Genomic DNA, 25062 nt, shown 5'->3' on the forward strand with positions numbered 1-25062 from the left:
GCGACAATTTGCCCGTCTATTCAGAGAGTGACCCATGGACACCCTGCAAAATATGCGTGCTTTCAGTTGCGTGGCCGAAGCGGGCAGCTTTACAGCCGCCGCCGTGCAACTGGACACCACGACCGCCAACGTCTCCCGGGCGGTCTCAAACCTGGAAGCGCATCTGCAAACCCGCCTGCTCAACCGCACCACGCGGCGCATCGCGCTGACCGAAGCGGGCAAGCGCTACCTGCTGCGCTGCGAGCAGATCCTGACCTACGTCGAAGAAGCCGAGGCCGAGGCCAGCGACGCCCATGCGCGCCCGGCTGGCCAGTTGAAAGTGCATACCATGACCGGTATCGGCCAGCACTTTGTGATCGACGCCATCGCTCGCTACCGCAAGACCCACCCGGACGTGACCTTCGACCTGACCATGGCCAACCGCGTGCCAGACCTGCTGGACGAGGGCTACGACGTGTCCATCGTGCTGGCCAGCGAGCTGCCGGACTCAGGCTTCGTGTCCCAGCGCCTGGGCATCACCTACAGCATCGTCTGCGCCTCGCCCGAATACGTGCGCGCCAACGGCGTGGCGAAAAAGCCCGGCGACCTGCTGTCCCATGCCTGCCTGCGGCTGATCAGCCCGGTGGTGCAACTGGAAAAATGGCTGTTCGACGGCCCGGAAGGCCAGGAGATGGTCAACATCACCAACGCGCCGTTCCAGGTGAACTCGGCCGACGCCATGAAAACCGCGATCAGCAGCGGCATGGGCGTGGGCGTGCTGCCGATCTACGCAGCCATCGAAGGCCTGCGCAACGGCACCTTGGTGCGCATGCTGCCCGACTACCGCCTGCAAGAGCTGAATCTGTACGCCATCTACCCGTCGCGTCAGTACCTGGATGCGAAGATCAAGACCTGGGTGGAATACCTGCGCGGCTCGTTGCCAGACATCCTGGCGGCGCATGAGGCAGACCTGAAGACGCACGAGTTGCATATCGCCAATTGAGTCGGCGGCGGGGCTTTCGCGGATAAATCCGCTCCTACAAAGGGCTCCTGTAGGAGCGGATTCATCCGCGAAGCAGACGACACTGTAGTGTTTGAAGAGTCGGGCGATAGAATGTTAGCGTGCTCATCATTCAAGCCCGTCTGCCGAGAACAAGCCCAATGAAAAAGACCGTACTTGCCTTCAGTCGCATCACCCCCGCCATGGTCGAGCGCCTGGAGCAAGACTTTGAAGTCATCGTGCCCAACCCCAAGCACGGTGACATTGCCGCGCAGTTCGACGACGCCCTGCCCCGCGCCCACGGCCTGATCGGCGCCGGCCGCCCTTTGGGCCGCAAGCAATTGGAAGGCGCGACGAACCTTGAGGTGGTGTCCAGCGTGTCGGTGGGTTACGACAACTACGACGTAGGCTACTTCAACGAACGCGGCCTGATGCTCACCAACACGCCCGACGTGCTGACCGAAAGCACTGCGGACCTGGGCTTCTCGCTGATCATGAGCAGCGCCCGTCGCGTGGCGGAACTGGACGCCTGGACCAAGGCCGGCGAATGGAAGGCAAGCGTCGGCCCGGGCCACTTCGGCAGCGACGTGCACGGCAAAACCCTCGGTATCGTCGGCATGGGCAACATCGGCGCGGCCATCGCCCGCCGCGGTCGGCTGGGTTTCAACATGCCGGTGATCTACAGCGGCAACAGCCGCAAGGCTGACCTGGAACAGGAACTGGGCGCACAATTTCGCAGCCTGGACCAACTGTTGGCCGAAGCCGACTTCGTGGTGCTGGTGGTGCCGTTGAGCGAAAAGACCAAGCACTTGATCAGCCACCGCGAATTGAAGCTGATGAAGCCCAGCGCGTTCCTGATCAACATCGCCCGTGGCCCGATCGTCGACGAACCGGCGCTTATCCAAGCCCTGCAGAACGGCACAATCCGCGGCGCCGGCCTCGACGTCTACGAAAAAGAGCCGCTGGCCGAGTCGCCTTTGTTCCAACTGAAGAACGCCGTGACCCTGCCACACATCGGCTCCGCCACCTCGGAAACCCGCGAAGCCATGGCCAACCGCGCCATCAGCAACCTGACTGCGGCCTTGAAGGGCCAACGGCCGCAGGACCTGGTGAACCCTCAGGTGTTCAAGGGCTAAGCCTTGGGCGGCTACACGTCCTGACACTCATCTTCAGCTGACGCAAGACCTTGCAATTGCCAGAATTTCCTTTTGCCCCGGCCGGTGATCTCGCCGCCCACGCTCAAGGAATTCTGCATGTACGCCCTGACCACCCGCGACCTGATCCGCGCCAGCAAACTGTTGATCACCTTGGCCACGGGCCTTTTCGGAATACTGGTGGGCATCGATTACCTGGCCGGTTTACCCAAGGTGTTTTCGCTCATCCGCCAGGACCTGCTGCTGAGCGTGCTGGCCGAGGAGTACCCGATAGCCTATTGGGTAACCCGATTGACCTGGGTGCCGCCCAGCGCCTATGCCTTGGTGACGGCCGCGCACCTGCTGTTCGGCGCGCTGTGCCTGGTGGGCGCCCGCCAGATGGTTCGACACCTGGACTCCGGTGCCTCGGCCTTTCACGACAGCAAACGGCTAAGCGTGCTGGGGCTGCTGATCGGCCTGCTCGTGGTGGGCCTGGTGCTCGGGGTCAATGCCAGCCCCTGGCTGTTCCAAATTGTGGCACGCCCGGTGAGCAGCCTGGGGATTTCCCTGCGCATGTTCGATGTGATCTTGGTTGGCCTAGTGTTCGTCAGCCTGAAAAACGACGACTGAACGCCCAGCGCCGGCCGCCTGCCGCGGGTTTGCGAAACACCAGCACGTTGCCCAGCATCACCAGTACCAAACCTGCCAAGGCCGGTGCGGTCCACTGGTAGCCTTCGGCAAAGGCTGAGATATTCAACGCCACCAACGGAAAGAGCACGGTGCAATAGGCAGCGCGCTCCGGGCCCATGCGCCCGACCAAAGTGAGATAGGCGGTAAAGCCGATCACCGAGCCCGGGATCACCAGGTACAAGAGCGAGCCGACGTAGCGGGTGTTCCATTCCATCGCGAAGGGAATGCCGCGCACCAGGCAAAACAGCCCCAGCATAAAGGCGCCGTAAAGCATGCCCCAGGCGTTGGTGGTCAGCGGCCGCAAGCCGGCCTTTTGCTGCAAACTTGCGAGCATGTTACCGGCCGAAAAGCACAGCGTACCCAGCAAAGCCAGCGCCAGGCCGATGATTGTTTCGTGGCTGGCCGCATGCCCGGCCAGTTCAGGCCAAAATAGCAGGCCTAGCCCAGCCAACCCCAAGGCACCACCACCGAGCACATTGGCGGCGATTTTTTGACCGAAAAATATCCGGGTGTTCAGCGCATTCCACAGTGTGGCGGTAGAAAACACCACGGCGATCAAGCCGCTGGGGATCCACTGGCTGGCAGTCAGGAAACACATGAAGTTCACGCAGAACAGGCACAGCCCCTGGGCCAGGCAGATCAGGTGGCCACGACGATTCATCGGTTGCAGGCGCCGGCTGAGCAGCAAAATAACGAACAGCATCAGGGCGGCCAGGCCGAAGCGGTAGACGATCGAGACCGCAATCGCGACCACGCCCAGTTGCAGTTTCAGGGCGATCCAGGTGGTGCCCCAGATCAGGACGGTGAGCAGATATAAAAACAGGTTCATGCGGGTGACCTCCAGGACAGGCCGCCAGTGTCGAGCGCTACCTGGATATCCGCTTGCGTAAACTTGCGCTTTTTATCGCGCCAGGGCTGCCAGCCTACTGAGGCCACGGTAGGATGAGGCCTGAGGAAAACGACCATGAACCCGCTCTCGCACATCCAGATTTTCCAGGCCCTGAACAGCTCGCCCCATGCGGTGCTGGAGCACACTGCCGAGCTGGGTGACGGGATGGTCGCCGCCCTGTGGAACAATCGCCACGACGCCCAGGATTACCAGGCGCCAAGCCACCACACCCTGTCGTGCTACATCGGCGGTGGCACGGGTACGTTCCGCCGCGACCGACCCAGTGAGAAAGGCGCCCCCGACAAACTCTGCACCTTGCCCGCAGGCCACGAGTCAGCATGGGTGATCAATGGCGAAATTCGCCTGGCCCACCTGTATTTCAGCGCTGAACAGTTCGCTTTGGGGTGCATCACCCTGCTGGACCGCGAGCCACGGGCGGTGCAACTGCGCGAAAGCACCTTTTTCGATGACCCGTTGCAGGTCGCGCGCTTTCGCCAACTGATCCAGCTGAACGGGCAAGAGCCGGGCGAGCGCCTGCTGACCAGCAGCCTGGCCCACGAGATGCTGGGCCACGCGCTGCTCGGCCAAGTGGGGCTGCGTGAGGGGCTGCGATTGAAAGGTGGGCTGGCGGCGCACCAGCGGCGGCAATTGCTGGAGTACATCGACGCCAACCTGGAGGCCCCGTTGAGCCTGGGTGAGCTGGCGGGGCTGTGCAGCCTGTCGGAGTACCACTTCGCACGGATGTTCCGCACAAGCGTTGGCTTGCCACCCCATCAGTTCGTGCTGGCTCGGCGCCTTGCCAGGGCGCGCCACCTGCTGCGCCACAGCCGCCTGCCGCTGGGCGAAGTGGCATTGGCCTGCGGGTTTGCCAGTGCCAGCCATTTTGCCAATCGGTTCAGGCAGGGGGTAGGCGCGACGCCGGGTGAGTATCGCCAGGCGTTGGCAAGGTGCTGAATCCACTCCAACATGCCCCCGCCCTGTAGAGCCGGATTTATCCGCGAACCTACCCCCTCAAAACTCCAGCGTACTGGAGACCACCACCTGCCTGGAATCACCCATCGAGACAAAATAGCGGTTCACCGCCGAGGTGTAGTAAATGCGGTCGAACAGGTTCTTCACGTTGACCTGGAACTGCACCTTCTGCCCATCGATTCGCGTGTCGTAGGTGGCAAAGGCATCCGCCACGGTATAGCTGGGCAAGGTGAAATCGTTCACCGCATTGCCCGCCCGCTCGCCCACGTAATGCGCCCCGGCGCCCACGCGCAGGCGATCACCGCCGCCCAGCACGCTGCCAAAGTCATACACCGCCGACAACGCGCCGCTGTGCCTGGCCACGTTCTGCAGGCGGTTGCCCTGGTAGGTCGGGTCTTTGCTGACGTCGGCGTCGGTGTAGGCATAGTTGCCGATCAGGCTCCAGCGCTCGCTCAGTTGCCCGCTCACATCCATTTCCAGGCCACGGGAGTGCACCTCGCCGGCGTTGCTGTAGGTCGTGTCGGTGGTCAGCGCATCGTAGTTGGACACCAGCACATTGCGTTTTTTGATATCAAACAGCGCCACGCTGCCAGTGATCGCGCCGGGCAGGTCGAGCTTGGCGCCCAGCTCCCAACTTTTGGCGGTTTCCGGCTTGATCGCTGAATCAACAATCACCCCGCCGGTCAACGGTGCGATAGTGGAATTGGGTTTGAACGATTCGGTGTAGCTGCCGTAGAACGACAGCGCCTCGGTGTAGCGGTACACCAGGCCTGCGCGGGGTATCCAGGTTTGGCCATTGGTGTTGGTGTTGACGGTAAAGGGGATGCCCTTGCCGGCGATCTGGTCGTAAGTCTGATAACGGGCGCCAGCCACCAGGATCCACTGGTCGGTGAGGTGCAGCGAGTCCTGGAAGAATATTGAATCGGTGCGCAGCCGATCGCTTTGCGCGCTGTCGGCGGCGCTGACCGTGGTGCCTTCCACTTCCTGGCCATACACCGGGCTTGCATAGCTGAAGGTGGTCAGGCTTTTTTGGCGGATCAACTCGGCGCGGTAGATCTTGCGGTACTCATCGTCCACCCCTACCAACAGGTCATTCTGTAAGCCCGCCACCTGCAGGCTGCCTTCCAGGCTGAGCGTGGTGAAGCGGTCGATACTGATCGCGCCACGGGTGCCGTCCATGCTACGGGTCAGGGTGCCCTTGGCCGGGTTGACCGACGACACCCGCACCTGGCTCGCGTCATAGGTTTCGCGGTTCCAGCTGTAGCCCAGGTGGGTTTTCCAATCATCGCCAAGCTGATGATCGACCTCCAGGTGGTACAGGTCCGACCGCCCTTCCATGTTGTTGAACGGCTCATCCAGGCGGCGGGTGCTGGGGATGTTCAATGGGTGGTTGGTACTGGGGTCGATGGCAGTGCCGCGGTCGAAGGGGTAGATGAACTCGCGGTGCTCGAAACCGGCGACCACCTGGGTGTCTTCGCCGTACCAGGCAAGCGACGGCGCCACCAGGGTTTCGCGGTGGGTACCAAAATTACGCCAGTAGTCCTCGTCTTCGTGGTCCAGGACCAAGCGGTACGCCAAGCCGCTTTCGCCCAGTGGCCCGGTGCTGTCCAGGGTACTGCCGCCGCCATTCTTGCCGTCGCCATAGCTGGAGCCGCGTGCGGTGATGGCGTTGTAGGCGGTCAGTTGCGGGCGCTTGCTGACCACATTGATCACCCCGCCCGGGTCCTGGATGCCGTACAGCAAAGAGGCCGGCCCTTTGAGCACCTCGACCCGCTCGGCAGTCGCATTGAGGCTGCGCCCCTGCACCAGCGGCATGCCATCGCGCATGATCGAACCGTCGCGGTTGTCGCCAAAACCGCGTTTCATCACCGTGTCCTGGGTGCTGCCCAAGGTATTGCCCTGGGTCACGCCGCTGATGTTGGCCAGGGCATCGTCGAGGTTGCGCGGCGCCTGGTCCTTGAGCACCTGGGCCGGCACCACGTTGATCGCTTGCGGGATTTCCTGGATCAATCCACGCGAGCGCATCACCGAACTGCTGGCCGGCGGCTGGTAGCCAGTGCTGTCGGACAGGGTCGAGACAATGCTGGTGGGCGCAATGCTCAGCGCTGCGCGGGTGGGCACTGGTTGCAGGGTGATGGTATGCGCGTCGGTATGCCGAAAGGTAAAACCGGACTGCGCAAGCAACTGCTGCAACGCTTCTTCTGCGCTGAACTGCCCCATGAGCGCAGGCGCCTGTAGGCGATAAGGCGCCTCTTCGGTGTAAATGACGCTGAGGCCGGTTACCCGGCTAAAGTCGTTCAGGGCCTGGGGCAAGGGCTTGGCGGCAATGGCAAAACGATAAAGTGTGCTCTGCCGGGCCACCTGCTCAGCGCCGGTGGCACTCAACGGCAGCAGCCAGCATAGCCCCAACCATAACGCCGATGCGCCGAACCAAACGTGTCTGTACTTCATGAGTGGGTGACCTGTGAATAACATCGACTTTGATGCGAATGAATCGCACTTCACCCATTACACGGATCAGCTCGACAAAGACCTCACCGCCTGGCTCGATAAATCCGAAAAAAACTCAGCGCAGCACGATCAGCCGCCCCAGCACATGGTCCTGCTCGAAGCCCATGACCTTTTGCAGCGAGTCGAGCACGGCCTGCGGGTCGCTGCTGGGGAAGCTGCCGCTGACCTTGCGCGCCGCCAGTTGGTCGTTCAGCAGCAGGATGCGCCCCGGGTAATGGCGCGCCAGGTCGGCGACAACCTCGGCCAGCGGCGCCTGGTAGTAACTGAGCCAGCCTTGGCGCCAGGCCAGTTGCGCGTCACTGTCCACCTGGCGCAGCGGCGCGGCCAACCCGTGGCTGTAGGCCAGTTGCTGGCCGGCCGTGAGCACGGTCTGCGGTTGCCCTGGGCTTGGCGTGACACCCACGCGCCCGGACAGCACCGTCACCTGCGCGCCCGCCGCTTGCCGGCGAACCTCGAACTGGGTACCCAGCACTTGTGCCTCACCGCCATTGGCGCTGACAACGAAAGGCTCGCCCGTGTGCGTGACATGGAAAAAGGCCGCACCGCGCCTCAGCTCCACATGGCGCTGGCCGTGATCGAAGTCCACGGCAATGGCGCTGTCGGCGTCCAGGGTCACTTCGGAGTTGTCCGCCAGGGTCACCGTGCGTACATCGCCCCGGCTGACATAGTCGGCGCCCAGGTCCTGCAGCCAATCGATCGGTCGCACACCTGCGCCCATGCCCACCATCAGCACCAGGCAGGCCGCCATGGCCAAGGCTGCGGCAAAGCGCGCCGGCCTGCGCCGCGGGCGGTCCATGGCCTGCAACAACGCTTGCAGGGCGGCATCGTCTTCCTCGGCCAGGCGCCGCGCGGGGGCCTCGCTCAACTCCCACAGCACCTGGGCCTGGGCGTACGCCTGGGCATGGGCCGGGTCGGCCTGCAGCCAGTGGCTGAAGGTGGCCTGGTCGCCCGCGCTGGGCTTGTCGTGCAACAGGCTGAGCCAGGCCAGCGCCTGGCGCTCATGCTCTGCGCTGATATCACAATTGGGCTTCATCGACCGGCTTTTCCTGGCGGCTCGTGCAAGCTCGCCTTGCACGCGTGGAGGGCGCGCATCATATGTTTTTCCACGGCGCTTTGGGACAGATGCATGGCCCGGGCGATATCGGCGTAGGTACGCCCGTGCAGGCGGTTGAGCAAAAAGATCTGCCGGGTACGTTCGGGCAACTGCCGCAGCGCGGCTTCGATATGGCGCAAATCGTTACCCGCCTCCAGGGCTGCCTTGCGGTTCAGGGCTCAGTTGCTCGGCGGCGTCCGGCTGCCAGGCTTCGGTGTTGCGCTCGCGGGCGCCTTCCCTGCGCAGGTGGTCGATGGCGATGTTGCTGGCCGAGCGCAGCAGGTAGGTGCTGAGCTCCTCGACCTGCACCAACGGCCGGCGCCAGAAGCGCAAGAACAGGTCCTGCACCAGGTCGGCCGCCGTGGCGCGGCAACCGACCCGGCGGTTGACCAGCGCCTCCATCTGGGCGCGCTGCGACAAGAACACCTTGAGGAAATGCGCACGTGCGCCGCCATTGTCCTCATCGCCGCCCGGTACCGGCTCATCGGTGATCAAACGCATGCTCAAAACGACCCCAAGGCAGCCAGCGGCCCGAGCAGCAAACCGGTGCCCGCCAGGCCAAGGGCCAGGCGCGGCCGGTAAGGCAGCAACCACACCAGCAACACCGCGCTGCCCATCAGCGCGGCCACCCAGTGGACCAGGCCCATACCCCAGTCGATGTCACGCAACGCCGCCCACAGCGACACGGCCAGCAAGCCCCAGCCAGCGGCCTTGAGCAGGCGACGACGGGCCAGGGACGGCGTGTGCCCGAGCAACTCGGTGTGGTGGCGCTCCATCGACAGGCACAGGGCGGTGAACGCGGCGTAGCAGAGCAAGGCGGCCGCCAGCATCAGGACACCTCGCCTTCGACGATGACCGCCGTGCGCCGCGGCTTTTTCACAGGTGCCACGTTTACCCGTTGCAGTTTGCGCACGCTCCACAGCAAGAACAGGCCGCTGCCCAAGGCCGTGAGGTCGACCCCGGCCATGGCCCAGTCGCCGGCCGGAATCGAATGCTGCAACCCCTGGCCGGTGGTCAGGGCATTGAGCACCGGCAGGCCGGCATAGAGCACCGCCGCGACGCTCAACTGCTCCACCCAGGCGCGACGCCCAGGGCGCAGCACGGCATGCCCGGCCGACAGCAGCCACACCAGGAAGAACACCTTGACCTCTAGCGCCGCCCGGTCTGGCAATGCCGTGGGCAACAGTCGGTTAGCCCAGAAAAACGCTACCACCGCCAGCAACAACCCGGCCATGCTGGCGATGTTGAGCACCGCCACCACGCGCAGGCCCAAGGGTTGCGCACCGGTCTTGGCGTGCTTGAGTTGGCGCTTGCCCAACCACATCACCAGGCCCGTACCGATCATCAGCGTGCCGCCAATGCCACAGAAAAAGTACACCCAGCGCAACACCGGCCCGGCGAAATTGCCCATGTGCAGCCCATAAAAACTGCCTGCCACCGCGACCGGTAACGAATCGGCCACGCGGCCCTTGAGCAGCGCCCCGCTGACACCGTCGAACAACAGGCCATTGCCGGCGCTATGCACGATGCGGTCGCCGGCCAACTGCGACACCGAGACCCGCGCGTTGGCGTCGCCCGGATGCTGAACATCGACAACCCCGACATGCCCGCCCGGCCACTGCTCCAGGGCCTTGTCATAAAAAACGCTCAAGGGTTGCAAGGGCGCCACCGTGCCTGCCGCCTTCACATCATTGAACGCGCTGGGGAACACGTCCTTGTAAAACGCGTTCAGGTCATTGTCATACGTGGTGAGGATGCTCGCCGGCATCACCATGGTCATGAAAATCACCAGGCTGGAATAGCTGATCATCGCGAAGAACGGCAACAGCAGCACGCCAATCGCGTTGTGCCCGTCCAGCCACGAGCGCTGGCCTTTGCCTGGGCGGAAGGTGAAGAAGTCCTTGAAGATTTTCTTGTGGGTGATGATCCCGCTGACCAGGGTTACCAGCATCACGAAGGCCGACAAAGTGGCCAGCCAGCGCCCCCACGGGTAACCCATTTGCAGCTCGTAGTGGAAGCGATAAAAGAACTCGCCGCCGCGACTGTCACGGGTGTGCAACTCGGTGCCTTCACGTGGGTCGACCAGTTTGTCGACAAAACCGCGCTTGCCCTCCTGCTGCCACATCACCGACAGGGCGGCGTTGCGGGCATCCGGCAGGCTGATGTACCAACGCGAAGCGTCTGCGGCGTTGGCCTGCAGGTACGCCTGCGCACTGTTCAGGGCCGTGCGCGCGTCCACCACCTGGGCCGGCGCTTCGGGGTGGCTCCAGCGGTTGATCTCATCTTTGAAGTAGGAGAGCGTGCCGGTCAAAAAGATCGCGAACAAAATCCAGCCGAACACCAGCCCGGCCCAGGTATGCAGCCAGGCCATGGCTTGCCTGAAACCTTCTTTCATCCTTGATGCATCCAGTACAAGCCGCCATCGGCCAGCGCCAGCAAGGCAATTGGCAGCAACAGGCCAAGCCAGGCGCGCCAGGCGCTGTGGCAGGCAAAGCACCAGAGTACCGCCACCAGGTACACCAGAAACGACAGCATCATCGCGGTGACCACGGCATCGGCGCGGCTGCCTGGCATCAGCCAGGCCACGCAAACGCTGGCCAGCGAGGCCAACACATAGCCACCCAGCGCCGCTGCGACAACGCGCGAGGCGACGGCCAACCGATAGGATGCGGGTACCCCGCTGACAGCGCTTTTCATAGACAACCTTGAGTGCCTGAAAGGACAGGCCGAAGACCGCCAATATTAATGATAAATATTCTCATACGCAAAGGTGCTTTTCGTCGCGCGCCTCCGTTGGTCCACATCTGGTGATTGCCGAGGCGGCTTGTACGCCCCTACAATGCGAACAATTCTTATTCTTTAGCGCGTGTTCAGCGCCGGAGTTCTGCGGTGCACCGTGCCAACGCCCCTGCCTCGTCTGCCGTCGAGGGCCTTTATCTCGACCATCAAACCTGGCTGACCGGCTGGCTGCGCCGGCGCCTGGGCTGCCCGCACAGCGCTGCGGACCTTGCCCAAGACACTTTCGTACGCCTGCTGGCCAACCGCGAAACACCACCGCTTAACGAGCCTCGGGCGTTCTTGACCACGGTGGCCAAGCGCGTGTTGTTCAACCACTATCGCCGCCAGGATATCGAGCGCGCCTACTACCAGGCGTTGCAGCAGTTACCCGAAGAACTGGCGCCGTCGGAAGAACACCGCGCCATCATCCTGGAAACCCTGATGGAGCTGGATCGCCTGCTGGACGGGTTGCCCGGCCAGGTCAAGCGGGCCTTCCTGATGGCCCAGGTCGACGGGCTGACCTACAACGAAATCGCCAGCCAACTGGGCATTTCCCTGGCCACGGTCAAGCGCCACCTGCACAAGGCAGCCATGCGCTGTTACTTCGCACGATGAACGCTGCACAAAATATCCCGGGGCACATCGCCGAGCAGGCGGTGCATTGGCTGATCGAGCGCCAGGAAGGCCCGCTGCCCGCCGCTCGCGAATTGGCCTGGCGCCAGTGGTTGGCGGCGCACCCCGAGCACCTGCGCGCCTGGGAGCATATCCAGGCGGTGAACCAACGTTTGCGTGGCGTGGCTTCGCCCCTGGCCCACGCCGCGCTGAATGCGCCGCAAAACGCCAGCCGCCGGCGGGCCTTGAAGCTGGCCCTGTTGCTGGGGGTGGGTGGCGCCGGTGGGTTTGCCTTGCGCCAGCAAGACCTGCTGCCGCCGCTGCTGGCCGATTACCGCAGCCCGTTAGGCCAGCGCCGCTCGCAAGCGTTGAGCGATGGCAGCCAATTGCAGCTCAACACGGCCAGCGCCGTGGACGTGAGTTTCACAGCCAGCCAACGGCGGGTGCGTTTGCTTGAGGGCGAAATGCTCCTGGCCAGCGCCGCCGACCCACGCCCCCTGAGCGTAACCACCGCACAGGGCACGCTTGCGGCCCAGGCCGCGCGTTTCAACGTGCGCCAACTGGCCGGGCGTACGCGGTTGGCGGTGTTCAGCGGGCAGGTAGAACTGAACCCCATTGGCCTGCACGGCTACCCATTGATCGTCGAAAGCGGCCGCCAGGTGGAGTTCAACCAGACGGGCTGGCAAGCCAGCCGCCCCCTGGATGCCAACAGCGGCGCCTGGGTGGACGGCATGCTGGTGGCAGCCCACATGCGCCTGGGGGATTTTCTCGAAGAGCTGGGCCGCTACCGTCGCGGGCAACTGCATTGCGCGGCCAGCGTGGCCAACCTGCAGATTTCCGGCAGCTACCCGCTGGGCGACACCGAACGCATCCTCGACCTGCTGGCAGTGGCACTGCCGGTGAAAGTGCGGCGCTTTACCCGCTACTGGGTAAACGTCGAAGCCGCCAGCTGAATTATTTTCATTCGCAGTGAGCCGTTTTCCGCGTCTCGCGTGACAGAGAGGGTAATCACCCTTAACGCCTCTCTGAAGGACGCTTTGCATGTCATCCCACCCCACCCCGCTTGCCCGCTCGTTGCGCCACCTGCTGCTCGGTGCCAGCCTCAGTTTCGCCAGCGTGCCACAGGTATTGGCGGCCGAGCCCCAGGCGCGCAGCTATCACATCCCGGCGGCCTCGTTGGAGGCGGCGCTGAACCAGTTTGGCCGCGAAGCCGGCGTGCTGATTTCCTTTGGCTCACAGGTGGCCCAAGGCGTGCAGAGCCATGGCCTGAATGGCAGCTATACGGCTGACCAGGGCCTGGCGGCCTTGCTGGAAGGCACCGGCCTGCAAGCGCGGGCCGAGGGCGAAAATGCCTACAGCCTGCAACCGATCAGTGCGATACCCCATAACGTGCCTGCGCCGTTGGAGCTGGGGGCGTCGGCGGTGGTCGGCGACTGGTTGGGCTCGGCCGAGCAAACCAACGTATTCGAGCATGCCGGCGCCCGTGACGTGGTCCGCCGCGAAGAATTCGAGCGCACTGGCGCCACCACCGCCCGGGAAGTGCTCAACCGAATCCCTGGCGTCAATGCCCCGGACAACAACGGCACCGGCAGCCATGACATGGCGCTGAACTTCGGCATCCGCGGCCTCAACCCGCGCCTGGCCACCCGCTCCACCGTGCTGATGGACGGCATCCCGGTGCCTTTCGCGCCTTACGGCCAGCCACAGCTTTCGTTCGCCCCCATCAGCATGGGCAACATGGACGCGGTCGACGTGGTGCGCGGCGGCGGCGCGGTGCGCTATGGCCCGCAGAACGTCGGCGGCATCGTCAACTTCGTCACCCGCGCCATCCCCGATGCCCCCACGGTGAAAGGTGGTTTGCAGACCCAGACCAGCCCATCGTCCAGCCAGGACGGGTTCAAGACCACCGGCAACCTGCTCGCCGGTGGCACCGCCGACAATGGCCTGGGCGGCGCACTGCTGTACTCCGGCACCCGCGGCGGCGACTGGCGCGAGCACAGCGACACGCAAATCGATGACCTGATCCTCAAGGGTAAATACCAGATCGACGCGGCCAACAGCCTGAACGCCGAAGCGCAGTACTACGAAGGCCAGGCCGACATGCCCGGTGGCTTGAGCGCCGCCGACTACAAGGCCGACCCCTACCAGTCCACGCGCAAGAACGACAAGTTCTGGGGCCGCCGCACTATGGTCAACGTCGGCTACCGCTACCAGGAAGACGCCCGCGAATTCACCGTCAACAGCTTCTTCACCAAAACCCTGCGCAGCGGTTACCTCGACCAGGGCACCTTCCTTTCGCTGTCGCCTCGCGAGTATTGGGTACGCGGCCTGGAAACCCGTTTCTCCCAGGGCTTTGCCCTGGGCGACAGTTGGCATGAAGTGGGCGTGGGCTACCGCTACATCAACGAGGCTGGCCATGAGCTGCGCTACCGCACCCCGATCACCTCCAACGCCCTGCCCACCACCGACAGCCGCAACGACCGCGACACACGGGGTGGCACCGAGGCCAATGCGTTTTTCGTCGACGACCGCATCGACATCGGCAAGTGGACCTTCACCCCGGGCATCCGCTACGAGATGATCAAGTCCGAGCAGGCCAACAACCTCACCCAAGTTGACTACAAGGGTGACTACAACACCGCCTTGCCAGCGTTGAATGTGATGTACCACGTGACCGAAAGCTGGAACCTGTATGCCAACACCGAAGGTTCGTTCGGCAGCGTGCAGTACAGCCAGATGCCTAATCGGGTGGCCGACGGCGAAGTCAAACCTGAAAAAGCCCGCACATGGGAGCTGGGCACGCGTTACGACAATGGCAACCTGCGCGCGGAGATCGGCGCGTTTCTGATCAACTTCAACAACCAATATGACAGCAACCAAACCAACGACACGGTCATCGCCCGTGGCAAGACCCGCCACCAGGGTATCGAGGCCAGCGTCAACTACGCCCTGGATGATGTAAGCCCCGTACTCAGTGGTTTCGACGTGTACGCCACCTACGCCTTTGTCGACGCCACCATCCGCGAACGCGGCGACAACCAGGGCAACCGCGTACCGTTTTCCTCGCGCCACAAGGGCACCTTGGGCATCGGCTACACCGAGGGCCCGTGGAAACTCAACCTGGATAGCAGCTACCAGAGCGACCAGTTTGCCGACAACGCCAACACCCGCGCCGAGAGCGCAGATGGCAGCACCGGCAAGATCCCTGGCTACGTGTTGTTCAGCACCCGCGCCGGTTATGACTTTGGCCCGCAGTTGTCAAATCTGAACGTGGCAGTGGGCATGAAAAATATTTTCAACCACGAATATTTCACCCGTTCCTTCGATGACAACAACAAAGGCAAGTACGTCGGCGAGCCCCGCACCGTCTACGTGCAAACCTCGATCGCGTTCTAAAACACGATAAAAAAAACAACGCCCGGCCCCTGAAATGGCCGGGCGTTTTTTGTGCGACTGAATATTTATCTTCTTCAGGGGGTTGAATTGTTGGCTCAACTGCCCGACCTTGTAATCAAGAGGCGATGGAAATATTCCCCTGCCAAAGGGCCCCATCGAATCTCTTGCGAGCTAGCTGAATAAGGGATGAACTATGCAAATCCAAGTCAATAGCGACAACCATATTCAAAGCAGCATCCGACTGGAGGAGTGGGTACGCACTACCGTTGAAAGCACGCTAGAACGCTACGAAGAAGATCTGACCCGTGTCGAAGTCCACCTTCGCGACGAGAACGGCGACAAGCCCGGCACGCACGACAAACGCTGCCAAATGGAGGCCCGCCCAAAAGGTCACCAACCGATTTCCGTTACCCATAAAGCCGCATCGCTGGATCAGGCAGTCGATGGCGCGGCCACCAAACTCAATCACGCCCTCGAGCACCTGTTCGGCAAACTGCGCGCCAAGCGTGGGGCCGGCAGCGCCATCGAAGAAGGCAGCCCGACCGACGCATTGCTGCAGGAAGAATTCCTGGAGAATGAACAGGCGGCACTCAATAGCTGATTGATCAGCTGAATAAAAAAAGGCGAGCCCACGGGCTCGCCTTTTTTATTGCCATTTATTTACCTGCCCGCCAACGGCATGCGCCTTGCAATGTTAATTACACCGCAGTCATGACGAGGAGGTTTCCCCGCCAGTGGTCTGGTCACGGCGAACTTTTTGCGTTGCCGCCCAGTCAATGATGCATGTCTTAATAAGCAGGTAAGCACCATGGAAAACCCCTTCAAAGCCATCAGCGATGCCTTCCAGCCCGAGTACCGGGTCAACCTCAGCATCCAGCGCTTGGACGGCAGCATCATGCTGACCTTGTCCAATGAAACAGGGGTAGTGGCCAAGCGCATGATCAGCGCCGCCCAACGTAATGATCCCAAGCGCCTGCAACGCCTGATCGAAAGCATTCAATTTGGCATCGCCATCGAAAAAGGCCACAGCGCGATGGAGATCCTCGCGGCCATGACCGATGGCGATAATCTCAAACTGTTGTCACAGCAGCGCAAAGGCTGGCTGGGCAACCCACCCGGCTTGTCCACAGGTATCTGACCTTGACCGCTACCCCCTCCCTCTGCTGACAGGAAGGCTGCTCCGCCCTTACGGCGCAGGCTTCCTGAAACTGCCCCACAAAGACCTGCTTCAGCCCTTTCGTGACGGATAATGGTGCGCGGCCTTACACCAGCTGCAAGGCATTGGGCCTGGCGCCAGGAAACACCGCCTGTAACTGGCTGCCCGAAAGCCCCCACGTCTGCCCCAGCACACCGCCGAGCACATCGCGATAATTATTGAGCACGGGGTAATCACGGTTTTGAAACAGGCTGCGTTGATCTACCGCCACTTGCTCGCCGGCAATCCGCCCGCCGCGCACGCTACCGCCCAGCACCCAATACACCGTGCCGTGCCCGTGGTCGGTGCCCTTGTCGCCGTTCTCGCGAAAGGTGCGACCAAACTCCGATACCACCACCACGGTCGTGTCGTTCCACACATCGCCGAGCGCTTGTGCAAACGCCGCCAGCCCTTGCCCCAGGTTGCTCAAATTGTTGGCCAGCACGCCTGTGGTACTGCCTTGGTTGACGTGCGTGTCCCAACCACCCACATCGACAAAACCCAACCGATACTGATCGCGCATCAGCGTGGCCATGCGCCGGGTTTCGTCGGCGAAGGTCTTGGCCGTCGGTGCACCGCGGTTGGCCTTGATCATTTCCTCCTGCAAATCCATGGACACTTTCTGGCGTAGCTCCAGGCCGTCCGCCGCGGCCGCGGCCAACGGCGAGTGCTTGTACATGCCCGCCAAAATCGCCGACTGGCGATCGTCGAACGCAGGCTTGGCCACCCCGCGCAATGACAGGTTGGGAATGTCCTTGCCGCCCTGGAAACTCAACGGCATGGCATCGGTAAACGCGATAGGTGCACTGTTGGGGGCCACCTTGGCCAGGCGCGCCAAAAAGCCCGAATCATAGTGGCCACGTTGCTGGGTCGGCTGGCCGGCCTCAATGTTGTCCTGAGTTTCGAAATGGCTGCGCGACAGATCATCGGTCCCGGCAAAGGGAATAAAGGCAATCTGTTTGCGTTGCCACAGCGGGTAGATCGAGTCACGCAGTACCGGGTTCAGGCCCCACTGGCTATCCAAGGCGATGGCACTTTCGGCGTTGCTTGCATCGGGCCTTGCGATGGCCAACGTAGGCCGCGACTCGTAGTAAAAGTCGCTGGCGTAGGGCACCAGCAAATTATTGCAGTCGTAACCACCGCGCAGGAACACCACCAGGCACCGCGGCGAACTGGCGGGGGCGGCAAACAACCGCCCGGAAAACGACAGGCCCGGCAACGCGATGGCCGCCGCTGAACCCAGGAGAAAGTCACGACGCTTCATAAAGCACCTCTAACGGTGATTGAAGTCTGGCGAGGCCAGCAGAAACAGGTTCCACTCGCGCTGGGAAGTCGCCTGGTCCAGCCCTTGTTGGGTGGCTGCCGATAAAAACGGGGCAATGGCCTCGTAATACAGGGGCGTTGTGATCAACGGAAATCCGCTACCGGCCTTGGCACTGCCTTCGGCGGTAAACAGGCGGTTGTCCCCCATGCCAATGCCACGGGCGATCTCAAAGCGCTTGGCCATTTGCCCCGAACTTGACCAGGCGCTGGCATCCAGGGGCCAGCCGTCCGGCGTCAGGCGCCCGAACACCGGTTCGCCCAACTGGTTCAGCCAGTTGAGCATGGGCTTGGGGTTGGCAATGGGTTTGCCGTCATAGGCCAGGCGTACCGACGACACCACGAACTGCATCGGGTCCTTGAACTTATGGCCGGCACTTTGCGTCAGCTCATTGGCCTGGAACATCGTGCGCATGACCTCGGCAATGTCGCCATCGGTACGCTGGAAGGTAGTGGCCATCCGCTCGACCAGCGCCGGCGGCGGTTTGTCGGCAACAAAATATTGCGCCAGGCGCAGTGAGATGAAGTGTGCGCAAGCGGGCTGGCGCGTGATCAGCTCGACCGCCTGGGTAATCTCGTCAAAGCCGGCCCCGGGGATGGCCTGGCCAAGCAACACCTTGTCGCTGAAGTCGTGCCGGCGCGGGTTGAACTCGAACAGGCCTTCGCGCACCACTTTGTCTGCCAGTTTCGGACCGAATGCCTGCGGCTTGCCATCCAGTGGCGCAAACCCGGCCCCGGTCAGAATCAACGCCAATTGCTGTACGTCCTGCTGGGTGTAGCCGGCGCCCACCCCAAGGGTGTGCAGCTCCATCAACTCGCGCGCATAGTTTTCGTTGACCTTGCCCTGCGCGTTCTGGGCATTGTCGAGAAACGCCAGCATGGCCGGGCTTTTCAAGGTGGCCATCAGCAAGTCCTTGAACTTGCCCAGGGCATGGGGGCGGATGACCTGCTCTTCGTAATCGGCCGCCATCAGGCGCACCGGGCCCTTGCCCAGGAACACGCTGAAATGGTTAAGCCAGAACCACACCAACTGCTCCTTGAGCTGGTTGGGGCCATACACCGCGCGCAGCATGACGATTTCCCGAGCCTGCTCGCCCAGCGCGTTGGCGTCTTGCTGCAAGGCCTTGCGCGCCTGAACCCGGGCGTCGCCCTCGGGCATGTCCTTGTAGGCCTGTTGAGCTTGGCGTTGCGCCAGCCACGTGGCCTGCAGCGGTTGGCTCAGCACCGGATAGGCCTTGAGCATTTGCTCGATGGGCGCGGGCAACGGCTCGTCGAGGCGATCGGCCAATTGTGCCTGCAGCAGGCCGTTGCGCCCCAAGGCATGAAAACGCGCGAGCTGCGCGGCGTCCAGGCCAAAGCCGTCACGCTGCAACCAGGCGATGTCACTTGGCTTGAGCGGTATGGGCGTGGCTGCCAACGCGAAAGTTGGTAATAGAAGCAGTATCAACGCTCGGAACACGAGACGCGGCAGTGGCATCAAGAAGTTTCCACGGCAAGGGCAAGACATTTTCAGTCTACCGGAGCCCAGCCGAGCGAAGATGTAACTGAATGTAAATGACTGGTAAAGCTAATGTGAGCGGGTGGATACATGTGTAGCGTGAAATCTTTCAAGCAAGCCCAGAGGTGGCAACATGAAAGTACGCTACGTGGCTCTGTTGGCCGTGATCGCCGCAACCGCCGGTTGCGTTGAAGAACGAGTGGTCCACGAACGGCGTGTGGTCGAGCGCCCACCCGTGCAGCGCGAATACGTCGAGGTGGTGGCGCCGCAGCCGCCGCCCGTGCAGGTTATCGAAGTAGAACCGGGCCCTCGCCCAGGCTACGTGTGGGCCCGCGGTTATTGGGGTTGGGAAGGCGGCCGCTATGTGCCGGTGCGCGGCCACTGGGAACCAGTGCGCCCCAATGGCCATTACCAGCATGCCAAGTGGGTGCAACGCGGTGACGGCTGGCACTGGCGTGCCGGTGGCTGGGTCAACTGAACCTGACACCGCCCCGCATACGCGGGGCGGTGCTGTTCAAGCACTTTAAATTTCGCCTTTCTCCTCGGTCACCGCGCCTTTGACCGGGCTGTGGCGATCGGGGATTTTTGCCGACGGGTATTTGGACGAAGCGTAGCGCACCACCAGGATGGCAACGGCCAGCAACAAGATTGCACCGGTCAGGTACACCACGCCCAAATCCGGTGGCGCATGGTGCGAAACGTCAGAGATCAACAGGCGGGTCAGCGCCGTGATGGCTACGTACAGCAGGAAGCGCACCGGCATGTGGTTGGTCTTGAAATAGATGCCCACCATGGCACCCAATTCCAGGTAGATGAACAACAACAGAATGTCATCGACCGTAATGTGGCCCTTTTCCAGCATATCGATAAATGCCATGACCGCTGCCCAAGCGGTTACCCCACCGATGGCGAACAACGCCAGGTAGTGGAAGACCTCGACACACAGGTTTCCCAACGACTCTGCCAACCCATGCACACGCTGGCGCAGGGCTTCGGCCCAATTCATTTTCACGGTAGTGATCCCTTGCTCGATGGTCGCCAATGCCTATGCTCTGCTATGCAGATTAAAGGCCACACCAGTGTGCCTGAGCGGTGTGACAAGCCCATAGCGGCACTTTGACTCACCCCGGCGTTTTGCCGCTGTTCAAGCGCTGCGGTTTGCCTTATCATCCACTGTATAAACAACCAGTACCCGAAAGGCCTATGAGGTGATGAATGTCCGTCGAAGTGGTATATCGCAGCAGCCGAGACCTGGAGCGCCTGTTCATGGATAAAGCCGAAGCTGACCGTCATGACAAAATGCTCGAATTGGCCGAATTGCTTTCAGAAGTCCTGAAAAAAGCCGTGCCGTCCCTGAGCGAGCAGCAGGTGGAGGACGCCGGTATCTACATGGCGAAAAACCGTGATGTATTCGCCAAGGCGTTCAAGAGCCAGCCCGATGCGCTGAACGAACTGATCAACGGCGACGGCGAGGAATAGTGGCGGGTTCGCAGATGAATACGTTCCTGTAGGAGCGGATTCATCCGCGATAAGAATGCCCCGGTGTCACGGCTTCTCCAACTCCATCACCAATGCCTTGAAGAACCGTGCCGCCTCGCCCCCCGTCACTGCCCGGTGATCAAAGGTCAGTGACAACGGCAGTATGGGGTGCACCACCACCTGTCCTTCCATGGCCACGGGCTCGTCCCGTATACCACCTGCCCCCAGGATCGCCACTTGCGGCGGCACCACCACCGGGTTGGCATAACGCCCGAACAGCGTGCCGAAGTTGGACAGCGTGATCGTCGCGCCCATCATTTCCTTTGCCGGGATCGAGCGCGCCTTCACGTCGGCGCGCAAGCGGCCCATGCCCTCTTTCAAATCCTCGGGGCTGCGCGCGCCCACATCCCGAAGCACCGGCACGAATAAACCGTCAGGCGTATCGACGGCAATGCCCAGGTCGAGGTTGGCGTGTTGGCGAATCGACAAGCTCTTGCCATCGAACCAGCTGTTGAGCACCGGCTCCACCAGCATCGCTGCCGCTATGGCCTTGCCCAGCCGGATCAGCGGGTCGCGGGCCTGGCCCCAACGGTGCAAATCGGCGTCGCCAAAAATAGTCACAGGCACCACTTCGGCGTGGGACTTGGCCATGTTCAGCGCCATGCTGCGGCGCACGCCGCGCAGTTTTTCCCCGCCAAAGCGGTCCTGCGCCGATTGCGCAGCGCCCTCGACGTCGGCGCGGGTGATCAGCCCATCGCTGCCCGAGCCGTTCAGCGCGGCCAGGTCCACGCCCAGTTGCCGGGCCAGTTGCCGCACCGCCGGCGTGGCGCGGGTGGCCATGTGTTCGCGGGTAGAAGGCGCCGCGCCCACAAAGAACTGATCGGCCTGGCTGTTGCCGCCGCCTTCCAGGCGCCCGACCACCGTACCTGCATCCGCTTCGCCTTCGTAGCCCAGCAGTGGCTCGCCAACGTGCAGGATGTCGCCCTCGCCGCCGAAGGTTTTCGCCACCACGCCGTCGTAAGGTGCCGGGATGTCCACCAGCGCCTTGGCGGTTTCCACCGACACCAGCAATTGATCGGCCTTGACCGTTTCGCCGATTTTCACGTGCCATTGCACGATCTCGGCTTCTTGCAGGCCTTCGCCCAGGTCGGGCAGTTTGAAATATTTCATCGCAGCCTCCTCAGGCGAAATTCAGCACGGTGTCGCAGGCGTGCAGGATGTCCGCCACGCCAGGAATGTAGAGCTGTTCGAGTTTGTACAGCGGCGGTGGAATATCGGGGGCAGTGACCCGCTGGATCGGCGCTTGCAAGTCGAGCAAGACCCGTTCGTACAGGCTGGCGGCAATCTCTGCGCCCACACCACAAGAGCGCGGCGCCTCGTGCACGATCACGCAGCGCCCGGTCTTGCGCACCGAGGCTTCCAGGGTGTCGAGGTCCAGCGGTTTGACGCAGGCCACGTCGATCACTTCTGCCGACACCCCCTGCTCGGCCAGCGCGTCGGCGGCCTGCAACGTTTCATGCACGCTGGCGCCCCAACTGATCAGGGTGATGTCACTGCCTTCGCGCAGGGTGAAGCAGGTGTCGAGCGGCAAACGCTTGCCATCGTTCACTAACGGTTGCGGGTTCATACGGTACAACCGGGTGGGCTCCAGGAAGATCACCGGGTCTGGGTCGTCGATGGCGGCCAATAGCAGGCCATAGGCCCTGGCCGGTGATGAGGGGATCACCACCCGCAAGCCCGGAATGTGGGCGAACAGGGCCTCGGTGCTTTCACTGTGATGTTCGGGGGCGCGAATGCCGGCGCCCATGGGCGTGCGCAACACCATCGGGCAACTGAGCCGGCCGCGCGTGCGGTTACGCAAGCGGCTGGCATGGGACACCAGGTGCTCCATGGCCGCGTAGATAAAGCCCATGAACTGGATCTCGACAATGGGTTTGAGGCCCTGGGCGGCCATGCCCACCACCAGGCCGCCGAGCATGGTTTCGGCCAGGGGTGAGTCGATCACCCGCTTGAAGCCGAAACTCTCGCGCAGGCCTTGGGTAGCGCGGAACACCCCGCCATTGACGCCGACATCCTCGCCCAGCACCACGACGTTCTCGTCCTCGGCCATGGCGGTGTGCATCGCCAGGTTAACGGCCTCCAACAGGCTGATTTTTTCACTGGCCATGGGCGTCACCTCCCTGACGGCGAGCGACCCGCTCAAGGAATTCCTCACGCTGGTCAGCCAGGGCCTTGGGCCATTGCGCGTAGACATAGTCCATCACCGATTCGGCCGGTTGCAGGCCGGCCGCCTCGAAGTTATCCACAGACTGCTGGACCAACACCTGGCATTCGGCAATCAATGCCTGCTCGCGGCCTTCGTCCCACACCCCTTGCCCCGCCATGAACGATTGCAGGCGCTTGATCGGCTCCTCTTGCCAGGCTTGCTTGACCTCCTCGGCCGAGCGGTAGCGCGTGGCGTCGTCGGCAGTGGTGTGGTCGCCCAACCGATAGCTCAAGCATTCGAGCAACACCGGGCCCTTACCCTGACGCGCCCGCTCCAGGGCCACCTGCATGCGGTCGTAAACGGCGAGCATGTCATTGCCGTCGACCTGTTCGCCATGAAACCCCGCGCCGATGGCTTTCTGCGCCAACGTCGGCGCGCCGCACTGGATACGCCGTGGTACCGAGATTGCCCATTGGTTGTTGTTGATCACGAACACCACCGGCAACTGCCAGGCACCGGCCACGTTCAATGCCTCCAGAAAGTCGCCCTTGCTGGTGGCGCCATCGCCGCAAGTGGTCACGGCCACGCGGTGCTCGCCACGGATCTTGAACGCACTGGCAACCCCGCAGGCGTGCAGGGCTTGGGTGGCAATGGGCACGCACAACGGGAAGTCCTGGGCCACCGCCGGCTCGGCATAGTCACTGCCGCGCTCGTCGCCGCCCCAGTACAGCAGGATCTCCTCCATGCGCACGCCGCGCATCAGTTGCACGGCCGTGTCGCGGTAGTAAGGAATGAGCACGTCTTCAGGGTGCATCAGGCTGCCGATGGCCACGCCGATCGCTTCCTGGCCCAACGTCGGGGCATAGGTGCCGATCCGGCCGGTGCGCTGCAAGGCCACGGCCTTTTGATCGAATAAACGGGTCAGCACCATTTGCCGGTACAGGCGGGTCAACAAGTTGAAGTCATCGGCCCAGTCGGGCAATTGAGCGGTCAAGCGACCGTCGGGGGATAAATAGCGGGTAAAGGGGAGTTCAAGCTTGCTTGAGGTCATGGGCACACTCCTGACACGCGCGGTACGCGTGGTGACAATGGCCGGCGGCTTGTGGCTGCCAGTTATCCAGGGCTGCAACCGGGTAGGCCACGGCCCTTTACGGGTAAATCAGCTTCTCGGCCAGCGCCTCGGCCACCCGCGCCGGCGAGCGCTTTTCAGCCTGGGCATGGGCAAACACCTCGGTGAGCCGCGTGCCGATGTTTTTCAGGTGCGCGGTGATGGTGCCAAGCTCTGCGCCCTGATGCTTGAGGGCAACGTAGATCAGCCCACCGGAATTGATCACGTAGTCGGGCGCATACAGAATGCCGCGTTTCTCCAACTGATCGGCCACCTGCAGGCTGGTGAGCTGGTTATTGGCGCTGCCGGCCACCGCCGCGCAACGCAATTGCGCGACGCTCTGGCCATTGAGAATCGAGCCCAGCCCGCAGGGTGCAAAGATGTCGCAAGGGGTGCTGAGCAGCGCTTCGGCGGCGATGGGGTGCGCACCCAGTTGCTCCATGGCCCGTTGCACCTTGCCAGGGTCCAAGTCGCTGACCAACAGCTCGGCGCCGGCGGCATGCAGCTGTTCAGCCACCGCATAGCCGACGTTGCCCAGGCCTTGCACGGCAATGCGCAACCCTTCCAGGTTGTCGCTGCCAAGGCGCGCCACCGATGTTGCGCGAATGCCGGCGAACACGCCCAGGGCCGCATGGGTAGACGGGTCGCCCGCGGCGCTGGTGCTGGTGACGTGACGGGTTTGCTGGGCAACGCAGTCCATGTCGATCATGGAGGTGCCGCTGTCGATGGCGGTGATGTAGCGCCCGTCGAGTTGCTCGATGAAACGCCCGAAGGCCTCGAACAACGCCGCGCGGTTTTCGACGTGCGGGCTGCGGATGATCACCGCCTTGCCGCCACCAAACGGCAGCCCGGCCAAGGCGGCCTTGTAGCTCATGCCCTGGGCCAGGCGAATGGCATCGACCATGGCGCTTTCGTCGTCCGGGTAGGCCAGGTAACGACAGCCGCCAATGGCCGGGCCGGCTTGGCAGTCATGGATCGCGATCACTGCGCGCAAACCGGTATCGGGGTCGACGGCAAGATGCAGCGAATGGGTGCGGGTACTTTGCATGAGAGCGAACATCGACGAGCTCCCGAACAGTTTCTTTTTATGCTCCTAGTATAGGTGGGGTTGGCGCATGTGCATGCCGGGGGGCCGTGTGGTCGTCCTTCCCCATGAGCCGCGGTTTGCCTGAAACACCGCGTTGTGCTTTTCGCGGATCAATC

24 protein-coding genes and 1 pseudogene are annotated in these 25062 nt (G+C 62.7%); 11 read left to right on the forward strand and 14 right to left on the reverse strand.

Annotated features, from left to right (window positions below; genetic code table 11):
• Positions 1-34 precede the first annotated feature (34 nt).
• The 3 genes from L9B60_RS06665 (at position 35) to L9B60_RS06675 (ending at position 2742) form a co-directional block, all read left to right on the forward strand.
• Complete coding sequence (locus tag L9B60_RS06665) at positions 35-982, forward strand: LysR family transcriptional regulator (protein WP_249677430.1); 948 nt, start codon at positions 35-37, stop codon at positions 980-982.
• 158 nt (positions 983-1140) lie between these two features.
• The gene (locus tag L9B60_RS06670) at positions 1141-2115 is read left to right on the forward strand and encodes a 2-hydroxyacid dehydrogenase (protein ID WP_249677432.1); all 975 of its coding nucleotides are present in this window, start codon (positions 1141-1143) and stop codon (positions 2113-2115) included.
• Positions 2116-2232: 117 nt separating this feature from the next.
• Entirely contained in the window at positions 2233-2742 is a 510-nt protein-coding gene (locus L9B60_RS06675; protein WP_249677433.1) for a DUF2165 family protein, read from the forward strand.
• Here the strand turns inward: L9B60_RS06675 and L9B60_RS06680 are convergent.
• Complete coding sequence (locus L9B60_RS06680; protein WP_249677435.1) at positions 2720-3631, reverse strand: DMT family transporter; 912 nt, start codon at positions 3629-3631, stop codon at positions 2720-2722. The two genes, L9B60_RS06675 and L9B60_RS06680, sit on opposite strands and share 23 nt — an antisense overlap.
• 135 nt (positions 3632-3766) lie before the next feature.
• Here L9B60_RS06680 and L9B60_RS06685 point away from each other — a divergent pair, with 135 nt between their 5' ends.
• A complete protein-coding gene (locus L9B60_RS06685) occupies positions 3767-4645 on the forward strand; it encodes a helix-turn-helix domain-containing protein (RefSeq protein ID WP_249677436.1) in 879 nt (292 codons plus the stop codon).
• 57 nt (positions 4646-4702) lie between these two features.
• On the opposite strand, the gene L9B60_RS06690 is transcribed toward L9B60_RS06685, so the two are convergent.
• The 6 genes and pseudogenes from L9B60_RS06690 to L9B60_RS06715 form a co-directional block, all read right to left on the reverse strand.
• Positions 4703-7114, reverse strand: coding sequence for a TonB-dependent siderophore receptor (locus L9B60_RS06690; RefSeq protein WP_249677438.1), 2412 nt, complete (start codon positions 7112-7114; stop codon positions 4703-4705).
• A 115-nt stretch (positions 7115-7229) separates the two neighbouring features.
• Positions 7230-8207: a FecR family protein gene (locus L9B60_RS06695; protein ID WP_249677439.1), complete on the reverse strand. Its 978-nt coding sequence runs from the start codon at positions 8205-8207 to the stop codon at positions 7230-7232.
• Positions 8204-8768, reverse strand: a pseudogene (locus L9B60_RS06700) (RNA polymerase sigma factor). Before L9B60_RS06700 ends, L9B60_RS06695 begins: the two are co-directional and overlap by 4 nt.
• A gap of 2 nt (positions 8769-8770) precedes the next feature.
• Positions 8771-9097 carry a DUF3325 domain-containing protein gene (locus L9B60_RS06705; RefSeq protein ID WP_249677441.1) on the reverse strand — a complete coding sequence of 109 codons (327 nt, stop codon included), beginning with the start codon at positions 9095-9097 and terminating at the stop codon, positions 8771-8773.
• Positions 9097-10662 carry a PepSY-associated TM helix domain-containing protein gene (locus L9B60_RS06710; RefSeq protein WP_249677443.1) on the reverse strand — a complete coding sequence of 522 codons (1566 nt, stop codon included), beginning with the start codon at positions 10660-10662 and terminating at the stop codon, positions 9097-9099. Before L9B60_RS06710 ends, L9B60_RS06705 begins: the two co-directional genes overlap by 1 nt.
• Positions 10659-10964, reverse strand: coding sequence for a DUF3649 domain-containing protein (locus tag L9B60_RS06715; protein ID WP_249677445.1), 306 nt, complete (start codon positions 10962-10964; stop codon positions 10659-10661). Before L9B60_RS06715 ends, L9B60_RS06710 begins: the two co-directional genes overlap by 4 nt.
• Positions 10965-11156: 192 nt before the next feature.
• Here L9B60_RS06715 and L9B60_RS06720 point away from each other — a divergent pair, with 192 nt between their 5' ends.
• The 5 genes from L9B60_RS06720 (at position 11157) to L9B60_RS06740 (ending at position 16191) form a co-directional block, all read left to right on the forward strand.
• Entirely contained in the window at positions 11157-11660 is a 504-nt protein-coding gene (locus tag L9B60_RS06720; protein WP_249677447.1) for a sigma-70 family RNA polymerase sigma factor, read from the forward strand.
• The gene (locus tag L9B60_RS06725; protein ID WP_249677449.1) at positions 11657-12610 is read left to right on the forward strand and encodes a FecR domain-containing protein; all 954 of its coding nucleotides are present in this window, start codon (positions 11657-11659) and stop codon (positions 12608-12610) included. The genes L9B60_RS06720 and L9B60_RS06725 overlap by 4 nt, the downstream gene beginning before the upstream one ends.
• A gap of 88 nt (positions 12611-12698) precedes the next feature.
• The gene (fecA, locus tag L9B60_RS06730) at positions 12699-15053 is read left to right on the forward strand and encodes a TonB-dependent Fe(3+) dicitrate receptor FecA (RefSeq protein WP_249677451.1); all 2355 of its coding nucleotides are present in this window, start codon (positions 12699-12701) and stop codon (positions 15051-15053) included.
• A 193-nt stretch (positions 15054-15246) separates the two neighbouring features.
• Positions 15247-15654, forward strand: coding sequence for an HPF/RaiA family ribosome-associated protein (locus L9B60_RS06735; RefSeq protein WP_249677453.1), 408 nt, complete (start codon positions 15247-15249; stop codon positions 15652-15654).
• 207 nt (positions 15655-15861) lie between these two features.
• Positions 15862-16191 carry a DUF3509 domain-containing protein gene (locus L9B60_RS06740; RefSeq protein ID WP_249677455.1) on the forward strand — a complete coding sequence of 110 codons (330 nt, stop codon included), beginning with the start codon at positions 15862-15864 and terminating at the stop codon, positions 16189-16191.
• Positions 16192-16315: 124 nt separating this feature from the next.
• On the opposite strand, the gene L9B60_RS06745 is transcribed toward L9B60_RS06740, so the two are convergent.
• Positions 16316-17512, reverse strand: a complete 1197-nt coding sequence (locus L9B60_RS06745) for a DUF1501 domain-containing protein (RefSeq protein WP_249677458.1) — start codon at positions 17510-17512, stop codon at positions 16316-16318.
• Between the two features lie 9 nt (positions 17513-17521).
• A complete protein-coding gene (locus L9B60_RS06750; RefSeq protein WP_249677460.1) occupies positions 17522-19045 on the reverse strand; it encodes a DUF1800 domain-containing protein in 1524 nt (507 codons plus the stop codon).
• A 154-nt stretch (positions 19046-19199) separates the two neighbouring features.
• Between L9B60_RS06750 and L9B60_RS06755 the strand changes: the two genes are divergently transcribed.
• Positions 19200-19544, forward strand: coding sequence for a YXWGXW repeat-containing protein (locus tag L9B60_RS06755; protein ID WP_249677463.1), 345 nt, complete (start codon positions 19200-19202; stop codon positions 19542-19544).
• Between the two features lie 45 nt (positions 19545-19589).
• Here L9B60_RS06755 and L9B60_RS06760 read toward each other — a convergent pair whose 3' ends face one another.
• Positions 19590-20078 (reverse strand): phosphate-starvation-inducible protein PsiE, encoded by a 489-nt coding sequence (locus tag L9B60_RS06760; protein ID WP_249677465.1) that lies wholly within the window; start codon positions 20076-20078, stop codon positions 19590-19592.
• Between the two features lie 203 nt (positions 20079-20281).
• On the opposite strand from L9B60_RS06760, the gene L9B60_RS06765 reads away from it, so the two are divergent.
• The gene (locus tag L9B60_RS06765) at positions 20282-20545 is read left to right on the forward strand and encodes a YebG family protein (protein ID WP_249677467.1); all 264 of its coding nucleotides are present in this window, start codon (positions 20282-20284) and stop codon (positions 20543-20545) included.
• A 66-nt stretch (positions 20546-20611) separates the two neighbouring features.
• Here L9B60_RS06765 and L9B60_RS06770 read toward each other — a convergent pair whose 3' ends face one another.
• The 4 genes from L9B60_RS06770 to L9B60_RS06785 form a co-directional block, all read right to left on the reverse strand.
• Entirely contained in the window at positions 20612-21715 is a 1104-nt protein-coding gene (locus L9B60_RS06770) for a dihydrolipoamide acetyltransferase family protein (protein ID WP_249677469.1), read from the reverse strand.
• Between the two features lie 10 nt (positions 21716-21725).
• A complete protein-coding gene (locus tag L9B60_RS06775; protein WP_249677471.1) occupies positions 21726-22712 on the reverse strand; it encodes an alpha-ketoacid dehydrogenase subunit beta in 987 nt (328 codons plus the stop codon).
• A complete protein-coding gene (pdhA, locus tag L9B60_RS06780; protein WP_249677473.1) occupies positions 22702-23802 on the reverse strand; it encodes a pyruvate dehydrogenase (acetyl-transferring) E1 component subunit alpha in 1101 nt (366 codons plus the stop codon). The genes L9B60_RS06775 and pdhA overlap by 11 nt, the downstream gene beginning before the upstream one ends.
• 97 nt (positions 23803-23899) lie before the next feature.
• On the reverse strand, positions 23900-24919 hold the full coding sequence (locus tag L9B60_RS06785; protein WP_249677475.1) for a Leu/Phe/Val dehydrogenase: 1020 nt from the start codon (positions 24917-24919) through the stop codon (positions 23900-23902).
• Between the last annotated feature and the right edge of the window lie 143 nt (positions 24920-25062).

The organism is Pseudomonas abieticivorans (assembly GCF_023509015.1).
GTDB lineage: Bacteria > Pseudomonadota > Gammaproteobacteria > Pseudomonadales > Pseudomonadaceae > Aquipseudomonas > Aquipseudomonas abieticivorans.

Coding starts and splice junctions, on each gene's coding strand:
- L9B60_RS06665 (WP_249677430.1), top strand. CDS start 35: ATGGACACCCTGCAAAATATGCGTGCTTTCAGTTGCGTGGCCGAAGCG.
- L9B60_RS06670 (WP_249677432.1), top strand. CDS start 1,141: ATGAAAAAGACCGTACTTGCCTTCAGTCGCATCACCCCCGCCATGGTC.
- L9B60_RS06675 (WP_249677433.1), top strand. CDS start 2,233: ATGTACGCCCTGACCACCCGCGACCTGATCCGCGCCAGCAAACTGTTG.
- L9B60_RS06680 (WP_249677435.1), bottom strand. CDS start 3,631: ATGAACCTGTTTTTATATCTGCTCACCGTCCTGATCTGGGGCACCACC.
- L9B60_RS06685 (WP_249677436.1), top strand. CDS start 3,767: ATGAACCCGCTCTCGCACATCCAGATTTTCCAGGCCCTGAACAGCTCG.
- L9B60_RS06690 (WP_249677438.1), bottom strand. CDS start 7,114: ATGAAGTACAGACACGTTTGGTTCGGCGCATCGGCGTTATGGTTGGGG.
- L9B60_RS06695 (WP_249677439.1), bottom strand. CDS start 8,207: ATGAAGCCCAATTGTGATATCAGCGCAGAGCATGAGCGCCAGGCGCTG.
- L9B60_RS06705 (WP_249677441.1), bottom strand. CDS start 9,097: ATGCTGGCGGCCGCCTTGCTCTGCTACGCCGCGTTCACCGCCCTGTGC.
- L9B60_RS06710 (WP_249677443.1), bottom strand. CDS start 10,662: ATGAAAGAAGGTTTCAGGCAAGCCATGGCCTGGCTGCATACCTGGGCC.
- L9B60_RS06715 (WP_249677445.1), bottom strand. CDS start 10,964: ATGAAAAGCGCTGTCAGCGGGGTACCCGCATCCTATCGGTTGGCCGTC.
- L9B60_RS06725 (WP_249677449.1), top strand. CDS start 11,657: ATGAACGCTGCACAAAATATCCCGGGGCACATCGCCGAGCAGGCGGTG.
- fecA (WP_249677451.1), top strand. CDS start 12,699: ATGTCATCCCACCCCACCCCGCTTGCCCGCTCGTTGCGCCACCTGCTG.
- L9B60_RS06735 (WP_249677453.1), top strand. CDS start 15,247: ATGCAAATCCAAGTCAATAGCGACAACCATATTCAAAGCAGCATCCGA.
- L9B60_RS06740 (WP_249677455.1), top strand. CDS start 15,862: ATGGAAAACCCCTTCAAAGCCATCAGCGATGCCTTCCAGCCCGAGTAC.
- L9B60_RS06745 (WP_249677458.1), bottom strand. CDS start 17,512: ATGAAGCGTCGTGACTTTCTCCTGGGTTCAGCGGCGGCCATCGCGTTG.
- L9B60_RS06750 (WP_249677460.1), bottom strand. CDS start 19,045: ATGCCACTGCCGCGTCTCGTGTTCCGAGCGTTGATACTGCTTCTATTA.
- L9B60_RS06755 (WP_249677463.1), top strand. CDS start 19,200: ATGAAAGTACGCTACGTGGCTCTGTTGGCCGTGATCGCCGCAACCGCC.
- L9B60_RS06765 (WP_249677467.1), top strand. CDS start 20,282: ATGTCCGTCGAAGTGGTATATCGCAGCAGCCGAGACCTGGAGCGCCTG.
- L9B60_RS06770 (WP_249677469.1), bottom strand. CDS start 21,715: ATGAAATATTTCAAACTGCCCGACCTGGGCGAAGGCCTGCAAGAAGCC.
- L9B60_RS06775 (WP_249677471.1), bottom strand. CDS start 22,712: ATGGCCAGTGAAAAAATCAGCCTGTTGGAGGCCGTTAACCTGGCGATG.
- pdhA (WP_249677473.1), bottom strand. CDS start 23,802: ATGACCTCAAGCAAGCTTGAACTCCCCTTTACCCGCTATTTATCCCCC.
- L9B60_RS06785 (WP_249677475.1), bottom strand. CDS start 24,919: ATGTTCGCTCTCATGCAAAGTACCCGCACCCATTCGCTGCATCTTGCC.